At 42.6% G+C, this 15,500-nt stretch carries 13 protein-coding genes; 8 read left to right on the plus strand and 5 right to left on the minus strand.

Features of this window, described 5'->3' with window-relative positions; genetic code table 11:
* Positions 1-70: 70 nt before the first annotated feature.
* The gene (locus DP114_RS14355; RefSeq protein ID WP_172195212.1) at positions 71-508 is read right to left on the minus strand and encodes a hypothetical protein; all 438 of its coding nucleotides are present in this window, start codon (positions 506-508) and stop codon (positions 71-73) included.
* Positions 509-1,139: 631 nt separating this feature from the next.
* Here DP114_RS14355 and DP114_RS14360 point away from each other — a divergent pair.
* The 4 genes from DP114_RS14360 (at position 1,140) to DP114_RS14375 (ending at position 6,430) form a co-directional block, all read left to right on the plus strand.
* The gene (locus DP114_RS14360) at positions 1,140-1,562 is read left to right on the plus strand and encodes a DUF3110 domain-containing protein (protein WP_169267285.1); all 423 of its coding nucleotides are present in this window, start codon (positions 1,140-1,142) and stop codon (positions 1,560-1,562) included.
* A 112-nt stretch (positions 1,563-1,674) separates the two neighbouring features.
* The gene (murQ, locus tag DP114_RS14365) at positions 1,675-2,604 is read left to right on the plus strand and encodes an N-acetylmuramic acid 6-phosphate etherase (RefSeq protein ID WP_169267284.1); all 930 of its coding nucleotides are present in this window, start codon (positions 1,675-1,677) and stop codon (positions 2,602-2,604) included.
* A gap of 388 nt (positions 2,605-2,992) precedes the next feature.
* Entirely contained in the window at positions 2,993-4,651 is a 1,659-nt protein-coding gene (locus DP114_RS14370) for an alpha-amylase family glycosyl hydrolase (RefSeq protein WP_169267283.1), read from the plus strand.
* 345 nt (positions 4,652-4,996) lie between these two features.
* Positions 4,997-6,430, plus strand: coding sequence for a serine/threonine-protein kinase (locus tag DP114_RS14375; protein WP_171976413.1), 1,434 nt, complete (start codon positions 4,997-4,999; stop codon positions 6,428-6,430).
* 160 nt (positions 6,431-6,590) lie between these two features.
* Here the strand turns inward: DP114_RS14375 and DP114_RS14380 are convergent, their stop codons facing one another.
* The 4 genes from DP114_RS14380 to DP114_RS14395 form a co-directional block, all read right to left on the minus strand.
* On the minus strand, positions 6,591-8,789 hold the full coding sequence (locus DP114_RS14380) for a trypsin-like peptidase domain-containing protein (RefSeq protein ID WP_172195214.1): 2,199 nt from the start codon (positions 8,787-8,789) through the stop codon (positions 6,591-6,593).
* 69 nt (positions 8,790-8,858) lie between these two features.
* Positions 8,859-9,929 (minus strand): COP23 domain-containing protein, encoded by a 1,071-nt coding sequence (locus DP114_RS14385; protein ID WP_169267280.1) that lies wholly within the window; start codon positions 9,927-9,929, stop codon positions 8,859-8,861.
* On the minus strand, positions 9,926-11,095 hold the full coding sequence (locus tag DP114_RS14390; RefSeq protein ID WP_171976415.1) for a S1 family peptidase: 1,170 nt from the start codon (positions 11,093-11,095) through the stop codon (positions 9,926-9,928). Before DP114_RS14390 ends, DP114_RS14385 begins: the two co-directional genes overlap by 4 nt.
* Positions 11,096-11,124: 29 nt before the next feature.
* Positions 11,125-11,742 (minus strand): COP23 domain-containing protein, encoded by a 618-nt coding sequence (locus DP114_RS14395; protein ID WP_171976416.1) that lies wholly within the window; start codon positions 11,740-11,742, stop codon positions 11,125-11,127.
* Between the two features lie 326 nt (positions 11,743-12,068).
* Here DP114_RS14395 and DP114_RS14400 point away from each other — a divergent pair, with 326 nt between their 5' ends.
* The 4 genes from DP114_RS14400 (at position 12,069) to DP114_RS14415 (ending at position 15,498) form a co-directional block, all read left to right on the plus strand.
* Positions 12,069-12,749 (plus strand): response regulator transcription factor, encoded by a 681-nt coding sequence (locus DP114_RS14400; protein WP_171976417.1) that lies wholly within the window; start codon positions 12,069-12,071, stop codon positions 12,747-12,749.
* Positions 12,746-14,158 carry a sensor histidine kinase gene (locus DP114_RS14405; protein ID WP_171976418.1) on the plus strand — a complete coding sequence of 471 codons (1,413 nt, stop codon included), beginning with the start codon at positions 12,746-12,748 and terminating at the stop codon, positions 14,156-14,158. Before DP114_RS14400 ends, DP114_RS14405 begins: the two co-directional genes overlap by 4 nt.
* A 262-nt stretch (positions 14,159-14,420) precedes the next feature.
* Positions 14,421-14,630: a hypothetical protein gene (locus DP114_RS14410; protein ID WP_171976419.1), complete on the plus strand. Its 210-nt coding sequence runs from the start codon at positions 14,421-14,423 to the stop codon at positions 14,628-14,630.
* A 529-nt stretch (positions 14,631-15,159) separates the two neighbouring features.
* Positions 15,160-15,498 (plus strand): PepSY domain-containing protein, encoded by a 339-nt coding sequence (locus DP114_RS14415; RefSeq protein WP_171976420.1) that lies wholly within the window; start codon positions 15,160-15,162, stop codon positions 15,496-15,498.
* The last annotated feature ends 2 nt before the right edge of the window (positions 15,499-15,500 follow it).

Here is a 15,500-nt window from a genome sequence, read left to right on the forward strand (position 1 = left end):
CTAACCGAAACAGTCTTGAGCGCCGAGTGTAAATTCTGAAAGTGTTATCAGTTTACATTCTTTGAGAGACTCAGCGCTCAGAAAGAGGTTTAAAGCCTATGCTAGTTGCATAATAGTCGCTTTCAGGAAAAACGCCACTTGCACTGAATACTGGTAAACCCAAATCCAGCAGTGGCTCAACGGACAGATGCGCGACTGTCAGGAGACCCGCCCACCGTGAGACAGCGCTATGCAGGAGGGGAGCCAGTGCGTTGCGGTGAGACCACTGCTGCAGGAGGGTTTCCCGACCTAGGCATCTGGCGTAAGCGCAAAGCGCACGCTGCGCGTTCGCTCTTAGCGTGCGCTTGCGCTTACGCCGTAAGGCGTGCGCTTTGCGCATACCCGAAGGGGGGTTCCCAAGGCAGCTTTTGGGGGGAAGCGGGGGAACATAACGTGCCGCCCCGTTGTAGCACTTGGCGTTCTCCCGACCTAGGCGACTGCGTTCGAGCAAAGCCCATGCCGCAGGCATACCCGAAGGGAACTGTCCTCCCCTACACAGCATTGTGCTGTGTAACGTGCTTGTTGCCTTAAGTTTGGGAAATTTCTTAGGCGAAAAACTAACGGCATTTACATCAAGTGGGTACAGCCGCTCACAGCACTGTGTCCAGAATTTATTTGTGGAGCCATCATAGCCTTTTTTCCTGATTTTATCCCCCGAATATATCTGTAAGGATTTATTCAGAACTTAGCACTCAAGATACGGATGAAACTGCCACATTGGTAGAACTGATTGGTACACAATTAATTGCGCCTACTCCAGGATAACCGACGATACAAAAGACGGCAGGAGTTTTTTATCAGTATTCGTAAGAAAAGAGGGAACGCTTAACAGGGAACAGGCAACAAAAGGGATGATGTTTGTTGAAAGCGCCCCAGGGGGGACGCACCACCCGCTACGAATCGAAAAAACACTCTTTTCCCCTACACCCCTGTGTTTGTTGAGAGACTAGTCACTTTCTTGAAGAAAATTATTGATATTGTGGTCTTTACCTTGTCAGGAAAATATTAAGATTTGATAAAAAAGTGAAAATTTTTGCTTCGACTTTTCATTGGACGCCTTCTAGAACTTTAATTAAAAATAGATCAAAAATGTAAGATTAATGATTACACCCATGCGTGTTTTTGTACTACTGTTTAATGCTCGGACAGAAAATGAGGGAATCCACACAATTCAGGTGGGCGATCGCAATAAAGTTCTGATGTTCGAGTCAGAAGACGACGCGACACGCTTTGCCCTCATGCTGGAAGCTCAAGATTTCCTCTCACCAACTGTAGAGGCGATTGATTCAGAGGAAGTGAAAGAATTTTGTCAAGGTGCGGATTACGATTGGGAAATTGTCCCAAATGACAGTGCTTTGGCAATTCCCCCAGAAGTCAACGTTGATGAAACAGACTGGAAACTAGAGTCCCAGGAGAATGTTGCTGAGGAAACTCTGCCTCGCAGCCAGGAGTCGCAGGAAAAACCGGAAATTTCTGATTCGGAACTAGACAGCATTCGCCGGAAACTGGAAGGATTACTGTAGTAAGTCATTAGTCACTAGTCACTACTGATGACTGATTACAAATAAACTGTAGTACTTCCGGAAAACCCGCTCACAGTACTGCTTTTCAATTGCACTTTGGACAAAAAAACAAATGACGACGAATTTACAGGGGCGCGGTCATCTTTTGACAGAGCAGGTTAATCCTGACAGTCTTAATTTAGACCAACTAAGTTCTGTTGAACTGGTAGAGTTATTCAATCGCGAAGATGCAAAGGCAGTGGCAGCAGTAGGTGCAGCTAAAGTTCAGTTGGCTCAAGCGATTGAACGTACTGCCGAATGTTTGCGCAACGGGGGACGCCTTTTTTACATCGGAGCGGGGACAAGTGGTCGGTTAGGAGTGTTAGACGCTGCAGAGTGTCCACCTACTTTTTGTACACCCCCAGAGATGGTACAGGGAATTATTGCGGGTGGTGCGGGTGCACTAGTCCGTAGTTCGGAAGATTTGGAAGACAGCGCTGAAGATGGTGAGGCGGCGATCGCCCAACGACAAATCACCCAACTTGATGTAGTGGTTGGGATTACAGCCGGTGGAACAACACCTTTTGTTCATGGCGCGATGAGTGCTGCTCGTCAGCGAGGAGCAACTACTATATTTATAGCCTGCGTCCCTGTTGAACAAGTGGAGTGTGAGGCTGATATTGATATTCGCTTGTTGACTGGACCAGAGATTCTTGCAGGTTCAACTCGTCTCAAAGCGGGTACAGTCACTAAACTTGCTTTAAATACCCTGTCTACAGGTGTGATGGTGAAGTTGGGTAAAGTTTATGGCAATCGCATGGTGGATGTGGCGGTAACGAATCAAAAGTTACGCGATCGCGCTATGCGTATTTTACAAGACCTCACAGGTTTAAGTCGAGAAGCCGCTGGTTTTTTATTGGAACGCAGTGGTAAGTGGGTAAAGTTGGCGCTATTGATGCATTGGACTGGTTTGGAAAAAGAGGAGGGCTTACAACTCTTGTCACAATACCAAGGTAATCTCAGGGCGGCTGTTGCTAGTTATAAAAACAACGAGCAAACCTGAACATTCTACTTCGAGTTACAACTAAAAAAGTGAGAAATGAGGAGTCACTTATTCCTCACTTACAACTTTTTTTTTTGATTGACAAGGTTTTGACTTATTTTTTCTAATTATCTTAGAACAATCACTAAAACTTTATAATTAATTAATTTATCAAACATAAAGATACTTTATATAAAAATTCCTTCTTGAGAGATACGTAAAAATGATTTTATTATCTCTTGAGGATGATTGGCTAGTTTGTTTCTAAATTAGAAAATACTAATGACTGCCGGAATTGATTAAACACTTGCTAATCACTATAAGTTAATCGCTTTGAGCCATTATCCTTATAGTCATTAGTAACTTAAATTTTGTCTTTTTTCAATGCATCTCCTTTTATATACTCACTATGGCAAAGCCAATTGAATTTAATTTATTTGCACCTTACAACGAAGCAGCTTCTTTAATTGGTTCTTTTTCTGATTGGAAACCAATTTCAATGAAAAAACGTGAGGATGGTTATTTTCGCACAACCGTTGAATTAGAAGATGGTGATTATAAATATAAATTTCGTGTGCAGTCAAAGTCTTGGTTTTTTGAACAAGACCAATGGGTAGATGTCACAGACCCCTATGCAACTGATATTGATGAAATGAGTGGGAATGATGACAGTGTTGTACATATAAAAGATGGGGAACGTGTTGTAGATACTTACGTTTGGCAACACGACGATAAACATCTGCCCGCAAACGAGGAATTAGTTATTTATGAATTGCACGTTGGTGACTTTTCTGGAGGAGAAGATGATCCACATGCACGAGGAAAGTACAAGCACGTCGTTGAGAAGTTAGATTACCTCAGTGAACTGGGAATTAATGCGGTTGAGTTAATGCCAGTTAAAGAATATCCAGGAGATTATAGTTGGGGTTACAATCCACGCCACTTCTTTGCCCCAGAATCAAGTTACGGTCCGACATCGGGATTAAAAAATCTTGTTGATGAGTGCCATGCAAGAGGAATTCGTGTGATTATGGATGGTATTTATAACCATTCAGAATCATCAGCTCCATTAACACAAATTGACCACGATTATTGGTATCATCATGAGCCTCGCGATCCCGATAATAACTGGGGACCAGAATTTAATTACGAACACTATGATGAAAATTTAGAGACTTATCCTGCTCGCAAATTTATTGGCGATACAGTTCGTTATTGGGTTAGTGAGTATCACCTTGATGGAATTCGCTACGATGCAGCACGGCAAATTGCTAACTATGATTTCATGCACTGGATAACCGAAGAAGCCAGAGATACTGCCAGCATGAAGCCTTTTTATAACATTGCCGAACATATTCCAGAAACGACCAGTATCACCAACGCTGATGGACCAATGGATGGCTGCTGGCATGATAGTTTCTATCATTGTATTAAGGATCATATCTGTGGTAACACCTTTGATTTAGAACGCCTCAAAGATGCGATCGACGCAAAGCGTCAAGGCTTCATGGGTGCTACAAATGTTGTGAATTACCTCACCAACCATGATCATGATCGCTTAATGGTGGAATTGGGTAACAACAATATCTTTGATGAAGAAGCTTTTAGGCGGTTGAAGTTGGGAGCTGCTATCCTTTTAACAGCAATGGGTATACCCATGCTTTGGATGGGTCAGGAGTTTGGCGAGTACAAGCCGAATACACAAGAATCATCTAAAATTGAATGGGGATTGCTAGGTAATGATTTGAATCGTAACTTGTTTGAATACTACAAAGGCTTAATACACCTGCGTAAAAGCAATCATGCTCTCTACACAGAAAATGTTGATTTCATTCACGAAAATCCAGAAGATAAAGTATTAGCTTATAGCCGTTGGAACGATGAAGGTTCTCGTGTTGTGGTTGTGGCGAATTTCTCAGAAAACTTCTTAGGTGGGTATCAAGTTTCTAACTTCTCCAACAATGGCAAATGGCACGAGTGGACAGGCAATTATGATGTAGAAGCTAGCGACAATAGCATTACGATTGATATTGGACCATACGAAGCTAAGGTGTTTGTTTGGCAGTAAATCAGTTATTCGCTGTCTGTCATCAGTTGTTATATCAAGTTCGCCTAATTAGTTACGATAAAACGACCTCACCCCCTGCCCCTCTCCTTGCTAAGGAGAGGGGTGCCCGATAGCGTAGCGTGCCGTTAGGCATAGGGCGGGGTAAGGTTCTTTTTATAAGTGTTCATCCGAACTTGATATTAGCCAAAGATAATATCGCAATCCGCAATCATTCCTGAACAACAAGAACCCCGATTTCTCTAAGAAGTCGGGGTTCTGAATTGGATTGCTATGGATAGGACATGGGTCTACTGATGAGAGAATAAGCTAAAACAGTGATAAATTATTGAACACACGGTGACTTAAATGGTGGGTCAAACAATATGTGGACGCTACCGCATTATCCGACAGATAGGAAAAGGAGGGTTTGGTGTCACTTTCTTAGCTGAGGATACGCAGCGACCAGGGAATCCTCAGTGCGTTGTCAAGCAATTCAAACCTCAGTCAGATGACGCCTACACTCTACATCACGCAAAACGTTTTTTTGACCAGGAAGCACAGATGCTGGAAGTCTTAGGAAATTATGACCAAATCCCAAGACTTCTAGCACATTGTGAACAAAATCAAGAATTTTATATCGTTCAGGAATACATTAAAGGTCAGGATCTCAATCAAGAAGTCTTTTCTGGAAGACAACTAAGTGAACCTGAGGTGATTAAGCTTTTAAAAGAGATTTTAGAAGTTTTAGCCTTTGTCCACCAACAAGGGGTGATTCACCGGGATTTAAAACCCTCAAATATTATGCGACGTGAATTAGATGGCAAAATTGTGCTGATTGACTTTGGTGCAGTTAAGCAAATAGCCACTCAAATAGCTAATGCTCAAGGACATACTAATTTTACTGTTGCTGTTGGCACTCCTGGTTATGTACCAAGCGAACAAGCCAAAGGTAAACCAACATTAAGCAGCGACATCTATGCAGTTGGAGTTATCTGTATTCAAGCTTTGACAGGGATGAATTCCAATCCAAGACATGGAGGATTGCCTACAGACTCCAAGACAGGAGAAATTATTTGGCGCGATCGCGCAAAGGTTAGTCCAAAGCTAGCCAATATCATAGATAAAATGGTGCGCGATCACTTCAGTCAGCGCTACCAATCAGCAGATGAGGCTTTGCAAGCTGTCAGAAGTTTATCATCCAAATCGCCTCCTAAGAAAGTTTGGGTTGGAGTGGGGATAGTAGCAGCGTTAATCCCTCTTATTATCTGGTTCGGCTATCAGTTTTGGAATGTGAAACCAACCAAGCCAAAACCAAATTTTTCGGCGAATACTTACTCTGATTACGGTGTAGAAATAAAATATCCTGAAAATTGGACAAGACAAGATGAGCCAGTTAAGTTTGGTGATGAGGTGACAAAATTTATTCCTAGCAGTGACAAACCATCAAATGCTTGTCCGCTAGAAATCGTTGTAAATGTTAGTGAATTATCCCAGGGATTTTCACTTAAAGGATATAAAGAATCAGTAGAAAATAAAATTAAAAATATTATTCCAGATACTCAAATTGCTGATGAATCAACATCTGCTACTACGCTGTCAAATTACAAAGCTTATAAATTGAGCTATAGGCGTCAAGAACAGCAATGTCGTTTAAAAGTGATGGAAATAGGAACAGTTAGAGGTGGTAAGGCTTATTATGTTACCTATACAGCAGAAGTGACACAGTATGATAAATATCTGGCAGATGTGGAACAGATGATTAAGTCGTTTCAAATTTTGGATGTTAAAGAAAGTAAATAGGCGGTTAGAAACCGCATTCGGCATGAGTAAATGTGGGCTATAACATTATTCGTGATATGTCCTCCGCGATCGCGTAGCGATCGCATTCGCAATGACACAGTTACGTTTATTTATTTCCTAGATCTTAATGAAAAATAAATTAAATGACTCAATCAGAAAATCAACGCTCAGACAACCGCCAAATTTTGATAGTCTTGTCACCACTACCACTGACTAAAGTCCTGCCATCTGGGCTGATGGCGACGGAACGAACCCACTCGGAATGACCACCGAGAGTACGGATAAGTTGTCCAGTTGCAAGATTCCAGATTTTGATAGTCTTGTCTTCACTACTACTAGCTAAAGTCCTGCCATCTGCGCTGATGGCGACGGACAAAACTTGTTTGGAATGACCACCAAGAGTACGGATGAGTTGTCCAGTTGCAAGATTCCAGATTTTGATAGTCTTGTCTTCACTACCACTAGCTAAAGTCCTGCCATCTGCGCTGATGGCAACGGAATTAACAAAACTGGAATGACTTTGGAGAGTACGGATAAGTTGCCCCGTAGTGAAATTCCAAATTTTGATAGTCTTGTCACCGCTACCACTAGCTAAAGTCCTGCCATCTGCGCTGATGGCGACGGAACTAACTCCATTAACCCCGTTGGAATGAACAGCGAGAGTACGGATGAGTTGCCCAGTTGCAAGATTCCAGATTTTGATGGTATCGTCAAAACTACCACTGACTAAAGTCCTGCCATCTGCGCTGATGGCGACGGAATTAACCGAATAGGAATGACCAGCGAGAGTACGGATGAGTTGCCCAGTTGCAAGATTCCAGATTTTGATAGTCTTGTCAAAACTACCACTAGCTAAAGTCCTGCCATCTGCGCTGATGGCGACGGAATTAACCGAATAGGAATGACCAGCGAGAGTACGGATGAGTTGCCCAGTTGCAAGATTCCAGATTTTGATAGTCTTGTCAAAACTACCACTAGCTAAAGTCCTGCCATCTGCGCTGATGGCGACGGAATTAACCGAATAGGAATGACCAGCGAGAGTACGGATGAGTTGCCCAGTTGCAAGATTCCAGATTTTGATAGTCTTGTCAAAACTACCACTAGCTAAAGTCCTGCCATCTGCGCTGATGGCGACGGAATTAACCGAATAGGAATGACCAGCGAGAGTACGGATGAGTTGCCCAGTTGCAAGATTCCAGATTTTGATAGTCTTGTCAAAACTACCACTAGCTAAAGTCCTGCCATCTGCGCTGATGGCGACGGAATTAACCGAATAGGAATGACCAGCGAGAGTACGGATGAGTTGCCCAGTTGCAAGATTCCAGATTTTGATAGTCTTGTCAAAACTACCACTAGCTAAAGTCCTGCCATCTGCGCTGATGGCGACGGAATTAACCGAATAGGAATGACCAGCGAGAGTACGGATGAGTTGCCCAGTTGCAAGATTCCAGATTTTGATGGTATCGTCCCAGCTACCACTAGCTAAAGTCCTGCCATCCGGGCTGATGGCGACGGAATTAACCCCATAGAAGAATTCATTATTTGAGGAATCTGCAATAACACTATTCGCTAAAACGAAATTGGCTGCTGTACTGTTGGTATTTAGAGGCGGTGAGGTGGTAGCTGGTGGTGAGGTGACAGCAGTCTTTTTTCTACTTGGTGGAGAAGAAGGTTTTGTTGCTTGCTGATTTCCACCTTGTTTAGCAGCAAGCGTTAAATAAGTATTAATAGGAATCCCAAAAAAATCCGTCGCGCCTGTCCCAGGATTCGTGAGCGATAATCCATTAACTCCTACCAATCGCCCTTGTCCATCTAAAACTGGACCACCACTCATTCCTGGCTTAGTTGGATTAGTATGAACCCAGGCGTATCCATTCTTAGCATTTCTCACAATCCTAGAAATGCCACCTGGTAAAAAAGTATAACTGCGCTCTGGACTCACAGCATCAGGATCAGCCCAGCCAGTGACATATATTGTTGTACCTTCACTCACTTGTCCAGAATTACCTAATTCTGGCTTCCGGTAATTTTCTGTACTAGTGAATTGCAGCACTGCTAAATCGACACCAGGAAAGTATTTGACTACACTTTGGTTAAAAGAATAGCGCCGATTATCAGGAGTTTGGAGAGTATAGTTTCCCTTTAATCGCACCACATGCTCGTTTGTGAGGACAGTGTAAGTATTTCCTTGGCGGTTAATGATAACTCCAGATCCAGTATTAGCGCCATCGATGCGAACTGTAATCTGTTTAGCAATAGCGTTAACTTCTGCTGGCGTCAATCCTACAGCAACTTGAGACTGTACCATGACAACTGCTGCACCCAGTAACACTATTGGAAGTCCGTAAGAAAACTTCATTTATATGCCCTCTAATTAGCCTGACTTACCCCATAACAAACTTTATATTTATCTTTTCTTCCTACATTCCTATAACTTAAGTTGAGGATCATAGGCTCTAGTCCTCTGAACCTCCAACTTGTCAAGTATCTGTTGTGGATTAGTGCCTGGCTTAAGTATGAATAATACAGTACTATCTGTGCAAGGAGAAATATCTTCCTTGCTAGCAGCAGCGCAAATTACGGGTTGTCCTTTTATAGTCCCAGTTCTTAGATAGTTTAATGTTCCATTTTCATAGGTTCTCTGGAATCTGGCAGATACATCTTTACAGCGTGCTGTTTTTTCAGAATCATTTCCAGAGATCCAGCGAATCATTGGTATGTTTCCCTGTGAAGTTCTCACTAATGTAGCTAGCATACCTTCGTTCATACCACAAAAAAATTTAGCTCCTCCAGAAGAAACAGCAACTTGCGACTGTTGAAATACTTTTTCTGAGGTATAATTTAAATAAGTGTTAATGGGGATACCTAAATAATCTATAGAACCAGTAATAGGTTCTTGCTTACTTTGTCCGTTAATTCCTATTAATCGTCCCTGCTCGTCTAGCACTGGACCACCGCTCATACCTGGCTTAATAATATTAGTATAAACCATAGCATAGCCATCTTTGGAACTAGGCGAGATGACGGAAATGCTTCCTAGTGAAAATCGATAGCAGCGTTGTAAGCAGATACCATCAGGATTTGCCCAACCTGTAGCATAAACTGCTATGCCTTCACTTAATTGTTGAGAATTACCTAACTCAGACTTACGGTAGTTTTCCGTACTTGTAAATTGGAACTCCGCCAAATCTAACCCTCGAAAAGGTTTGACTAGACTCTGGTTTACAGTGTAACGCCGACCATCAGGAGTTTGAACGGTGTTTCCATTCTCTTTCAGCACATGCCAGTTAGTGAGGACAGTATAAGTATTTCCTTGGCGCTTAATAATAACTCCAGATCCAGGATTTGCGCCATCAATGCGAACTGTAATCTGCTTGGCAATACCATTGACTTCTCGTGGAGTTAATGCTATTACAACTTGAGACTGTACCATGACAAGTGCTGCACCTAGTAGCGCTACAGAAAAACCACAAGAAAGCTTAATCACCTGTCCTCTCATAAATCGAACTTTTGTTTTGCATCAAAATTCACTAGCGGTGTAACCTGAGCGGAGTCGAAGGATACACTCATCTTAAGTGAACGTGTCACCAACTTTGGAGCTAACTGCACAACAGTTTTTATGGGCACTGCCAAACTGGAACGAGTAATCTGCTCTTGTAAAGCTTTAGAAGGCTCAGAACCATCCATATATAATTCAGGAGTATTCCATACTGGATCTTTATGCAATCCATTAATACCCACAACTTCTCCTCGCTGATTTAGCAACGGTGCGCCACTCATACCCTTGCGTATTTCATTGCTGTACCCAATTTGGTAACCCCCCTCCAAAGCCTTATCCAGTATTAGCGAAACTTTTCCCTCTGTAAAAACATACTCACTGCCTACTCCCTTGTTTGCAACACACATCTCGCTTTTCACCTCACCCTCGCTTTTCGCTTCGCGAAAATCTTTCCCTCTCCTTACCAAGGAGAGGGATGCCCGATAGGGCAGGGTGAGGTTCCCACTCCCAACTTCCCTAGCTTCGCGAAAATCTTTCCCTCTCCTTACCAAGGAGAGGGATGCCCGATAGGGCAGGGTGAGGTTCCCACTCCCAACTTTCCAGAGGGATGCCCGATAGGGCAGGGTGAGGTATTTCTGATTTGCCCCATTTTGCTCCGCACGTGACGTAAATCCACCAACAAATACCTTATCCCCAACTTTCAAACTGGATGAATTTCCCAGCGTTGCAACTGTATAAACTGTATTAGTGCTACGAAACTGCAGTATAGCCAAATCTCTATCTTTAAATACAACAGACTTGGAAACCACAGCAGAGTAAAGACGCCCATCTGGAGTTTGAATTTGATACGGAGGATCAGCGGATCTCAACACATGAGCATTGGTAATTACGGTATAAACTTGTCCATTTCTTTTCATCAAAGTTCCTGTCCCTAGTAACTCTTTTGACAAAACTTTGACTGTAATTGCTTCAGCTTTTTGTTGCACTTGGGCTACCGAGAGTTGAGAAAGCTTGCAATTTTGGTTTTGACAAGACACAGAAATGGGTTTGTGTCTTGGGAGTGCGATCTGCCCTTGGCAGCAAGCTCCGCTTATCGCAATTCCACCAAGACAGGCAACCAAAAGTAGTGTACAATGAAGCCCCCGCGTTACCCATCTCCAAGTCATTTCTTCCTGACTCCAAAATTAACTGAGAATCAAAAGCGACGCTCAAGTGGTGCTGAACTAGGAATATTGGTTACAGCAGGCTTATTACCTCCCGCGCTGTCATCTGTATCTACAAGTTGCTTAACATCTACGTATAAATCACCATCAGAATAGGATACATATTGACTGCCGCTCAGTTCAATCGGCTTCGCATCAGCGCCTCGGCGGAAATCAAGAATTTGTCTCAGCACGCGTCCAGTATCAGTTCCCGGCTTAAGGGTGACTAGTACATCCTGATCGTTGGCACAAGAACCACCCTTACGACTCGCAATACACAACACAGGATAACCTTTAAAGTTATCTTTACTTGTGATGTATACTGAGCCATTATCATAGTATTGTTGGAATCTTGCAGAAACGATCGCACAACGTTTCTCCGGTGGAAAAGCTTTAAAATCCCTAACCACCCAACGAATAAACGTTTCATTTCCTCGTGAGGTACGAACCATTGTTACTGGTGTACCATTACGCTTTTCGCAGGAGAATTTATTACTATTAGCAAAACTAGGCTGATTGATAGCTGCAATTATAGGAAACGTACTCAGTGAAGCTATGGCTAAGGATTGAGTAACCGCTGTCAAGATTTGACAAAATGACTCCAGTTTCATAAGTATGGTGCAACTCCCTGGAAGGGTACATCTTATGTTGGCAAGAATACACCAAACTACAATCTCAAGTTGAATTATTTCGGAATATTTCAGATATACGAGCAAATTTGAGTTGCTGACAGGAAGAAATGGTTGATTTTAGTTGGTTTTAAATACTTTGGGTGCAATACACCCTATGCTACTTACACAGCTTGGCAGCTCTTTTGATTGTAGCCAGTGTAGCCATTAATTAGGAATTATTGGAAAATACAAGTATATAGGGATGATTCACCGCACTTCGCTGCCTTTGCAACGGAGTGGCTTCAAAATCTAGCATTGCTTGACTTATGCGCGTCTTAATAGTAGAGGATGAACCTGGCATTGCTCAATTTATTAGTCAGGGATTGAAAGAAGCAGGTTACGCAACAGATATAGCTACTGATGGTCAGGAGGGACTAAATTATGCTTTAGCCGCAGAGTATGACATCATTGTATTGGATATAATGTTGCCTCAAATGGACGGTCTACAGGTTTTGCGGAAACTGCGATCGCAAGGTCTTAAAACCCCTGTACTGCTACTAACCGCCCGTGATGCTGTAGAAGACCGGGTTCGAGGTCTAGATGCTGGTGCTGATGACTATTTGTTTAAGCCCTTTGCTTTGAGCGAACTATTGGCGCGTCTGCGTGCCTTACTACGTCGTCCTCCGATGCAACAGGACACAATACTGCGAGTCGGAGACTTGGAGATGGACGTTGCGATTAGGGAAGTACGCCGCGCTGGAAAAAGTATCAACCTTAGCCCCCGTGAATTTACACTGCTACAGTATCTTATGCGCCACCCTCGCCAAGTACTTAGCCGCAATCAAATAACCGAACATACCTGGAATTTTGACTTTTATGAAAATTCCAACGTTATTGATGTTTATATTGGCTACTTGCGACGCAAGATAGACCACGGTTTCGACAAACCCCTCCTGCACACAGTGCGTGGTGTAGGATATTGCCTCAGCGCAGATGCTGAATCATGATTAGTTTGAAGTGGCTGAATCACATCCCTGTACGTATAAAATTAACTGCCTGGTATCTCCTGTTGTTGGGGCTGACTCTGGGCGGGTTCACGGGCTACTTGTATTTCCGACTTGAGCGTAAAATAATTAACCAGGCGGATACCGCTCTGCAAATAGCAGGTTCTCAGTCCTTGGTTTATTTAAGCGATAAGAATAACGCCCTTGCCTTTGCGGACAAGCCAAGCCGACAAAATACCGTACAACGTTTGATAGAGGCTGGATTTGCAGTTCGCCTGATCACTCCCCAAGGCAAAATAGTGGACGGCTTTGGCAAATACCAAGAAGTGCCTCTCTGGATACCAAGTGCCAGTGGATACACAAGAGTGGCAAGAAATAAGGCAGACTGGCGACTAATTAGCCAGCCAGTAATCCGTCAAGGTCAGATTATCGGCTGGTTGCAAATAGCAAAGTCTCTTGAGGCATTAGAAGAAATATCCGATAAATTATCTGCAGAACTTTTATTTTTGTTGCCATTTATACTGATATTTGCTGGTTGTGGTGGTTTATTTCTCTCATCAAGAGCATTGCAACCCATCAGTCAAATCACTCAGACTGCTCAAGCTATTAGCGCCATTGACCTCGCCCAACGTCTAAACTACAAAGGGGCAAAAGATGAAGTGGGACAGTTGGCGACCACCTTTGACCAGATGTTAGAACGTTTACAAGCAGGTTTTGAACGGGAACAACGGTTTACAGCTGATGCAGCCCATGAATTACGTACTCCCCTGACGGTTATCAAAGGACGCATAGACGTAACCCGCAGTCGGGAACGCACTCCAGATGAATACCACCAAACCTTGCAGGATTTAGAACAAGAGGTAGACCGGCTCATTCGCCTCAGCAATGGTTTACTGTTACTAGCAAGGATTGACCGAGGACAGTTGCCTTTTGAGCCATTACCTGTGGACTTAAACAACTTGTTGGAAGTGATTGTGGAACAAGTGCAATATGCCGCAGAATTGCAACAGATTAAGCTGCTAAATAACTTGACCCCCGATTTGTGGGTGCAAGGCGATCCCGACCAGTTGACCAGTTTGTTTTTGAACCTGGTAGACAACGCCGTTAAATACACACCACAAGGAGGTGTTGTTTGGGTGCGGTCAAATTTGCACTCAAATGTCGTGCAGGTGATGATCATTAACACAGGAGTAGGTATTTCAAAAGAGCATTTACCTCACCTATTTGAGCGGTTTTATCGCGCAGACTCAGCCCGTTCCCAAGGAAAAAGTGGAGCTGGCTTGGGGTTGGCGATCGCTCACGAAATTGCTCGCTTGCATGGCGGTACTATTACTGCTGACAGCATTCCTAACAAAGAAACTACTTTTACCGTCACTCTACCGATTGCCCAACATAGTGGTCTGTCTCATTAATTTTGATGGGTTACAGCAGTTTTCAGGTAATTAGCCACACCCTTGCGTTCTTCTTTGCGCCTTTGCGGCTTTGCGTGAGACAGATCAAATAAACGAACCGCCAAGACGCCAAGTGCGCCAAGAGAAAAGGAAAAAAGGGTAATTCATTAAATTATGTAATCCATCAAAATTAATGATATGGGCTAATGGTTGTTGACTCTCATTATTTTCTTAATTTCGTTTTGTAATTTTAAATTATAGCGAGTTGAAATGGGGTTAGACCATGACAGTAAGTGAAATGGAACTGAATGCAACTTCATTACAGCAAATATCCCAATCGCAGCAGATACCTGAAGACACGATATGTGAAACTGAAGCTAGTCAATATATGATTGATTGTTATCCGTATGCTATGCGAGGATTTTTGTGGGGTCTTTTTTTCTCTATTGTCTTTTTGGTAAGTGCGATTAACGTATTGAAGCTAGTGTTTTAATAGTTATAAATTGTAGGTTAGCGTAGACAGTCGCAACGTTCAAGCAAACCTACAATTATTATATATATTTCTCTTTACTTACATATAGCAATCCGCGCATCAATCATGAAAAATGGGAAACCCGGTTTCGCAGAAGTTACCGGGTTTCTCAGATCTGATTTATAAAGTAAAGATTAAGTCTGTGTAGGTTGGGTAGAGCTTTAGCGTTACCCAACATTTATCTTCTTAGTTGGGTCTCGTTACCTCGACCCAACCTACAAAATACTACAAAATACATCAATCAGGCTCTTAAAATTTACTTTATAAATGACCTCTGAGACTTTTGATTCTCACCATTCATATTGGATTGCTATATAAAAACTTATTTTCTAGACTCTCATCTTTTTCTTAATCTAATTTGGTAATATCTATTTTTTGAAGCTTTTCTCATACCAAAACTTTCTTGTTACTCTCATCGTATTCTTAAAAAGCCTCTCTAATATAAAGGTATGAGCTAATAACATCAAACCTTCAATTCTGAAGTTGAATTATGGGAATTAAGCAAACAATTATAGCTGCTTGTGGAGTAGTAGCTTTGATTCTTGTAGGAGGTTGGTTTTTTAGAACTAGACCTGTTCAAGCTTCTCCTGACAACACAGCACCTGCGGTCACAATGGTTGAAGCCATAGAAACGGTTCTTGCTGCTAACCCAGGTACAGCAGCAATTGATGTCAATTTAGAGCATGAAAATAATAATTTGGTGTGGGAAGTTGAACTAAACAATGATTTAGAAGTGTACATTGATGCCAACACTAAAGAAATTGTGAAAACTGAGCAAGGCTGGAATTTGACAGATGTTCCTCTCTTAGCAAACTGGATTCCTAATTAATT

This window comes from Brasilonema sennae CENA114 (assembly GCF_006968745.1).
Classification (GTDB): Bacteria; Cyanobacteriota; Cyanobacteriia; order Cyanobacteriales; family Nostocaceae; genus Brasilonema; species Brasilonema sennae.

Coding starts and splice junctions, on each gene's coding strand:
- DP114_RS14400 (WP_171976417.1), top strand. CDS start 12,069: ATGCGCGTCTTAATAGTAGAGGATGAACCTGGCATTGCTCAATTTATT.
- DP114_RS14355 (WP_172195212.1), bottom strand. CDS start 508: ATGCCTGCGGCATGGGCTTTGCTCGAACGCAGTCGCCTAGGTCGGGAG.
- DP114_RS14410 (WP_171976419.1), top strand. CDS start 14,421: ATGACAGTAAGTGAAATGGAACTGAATGCAACTTCATTACAGCAAATA.
- DP114_RS14375 (WP_171976413.1), top strand. CDS start 4,997: ATGGTGGGTCAAACAATATGTGGACGCTACCGCATTATCCGACAGATA.
- DP114_RS14360 (WP_169267285.1), top strand. CDS start 1,140: ATGATTACACCCATGCGTGTTTTTGTACTACTGTTTAATGCTCGGACA.
- DP114_RS14415 (WP_171976420.1), top strand. CDS start 15,160: ATGGGAATTAAGCAAACAATTATAGCTGCTTGTGGAGTAGTAGCTTTG.
- DP114_RS14380 (WP_172195214.1), bottom strand. CDS start 8,789: ATGAAGTTTTCTTACGGACTTCCAATAGTGTTACTGGGTGCAGCAGTT.
- DP114_RS14395 (WP_171976416.1), bottom strand. CDS start 11,742: ATGAAACTGGAGTCATTTTGTCAAATCTTGACAGCGGTTACTCAATCC.
- DP114_RS14405 (WP_171976418.1), top strand. CDS start 12,746: ATGATTAGTTTGAAGTGGCTGAATCACATCCCTGTACGTATAAAATTA.
- DP114_RS14385 (WP_169267280.1), bottom strand. CDS start 9,929: ATGAGAGGACAGGTGATTAAGCTTTCTTGTGGTTTTTCTGTAGCGCTA.
- DP114_RS14370 (WP_169267283.1), top strand. CDS start 2,993: ATGGCAAAGCCAATTGAATTTAATTTATTTGCACCTTACAACGAAGCA.
- DP114_RS14390 (WP_171976415.1), bottom strand. CDS start 11,095: ATGACTTGGAGATGGGTAACGCGGGGGCTTCATTGTACACTACTTTTG.
- murQ (WP_169267284.1), top strand. CDS start 1,675: ATGACGACGAATTTACAGGGGCGCGGTCATCTTTTGACAGAGCAGGTT.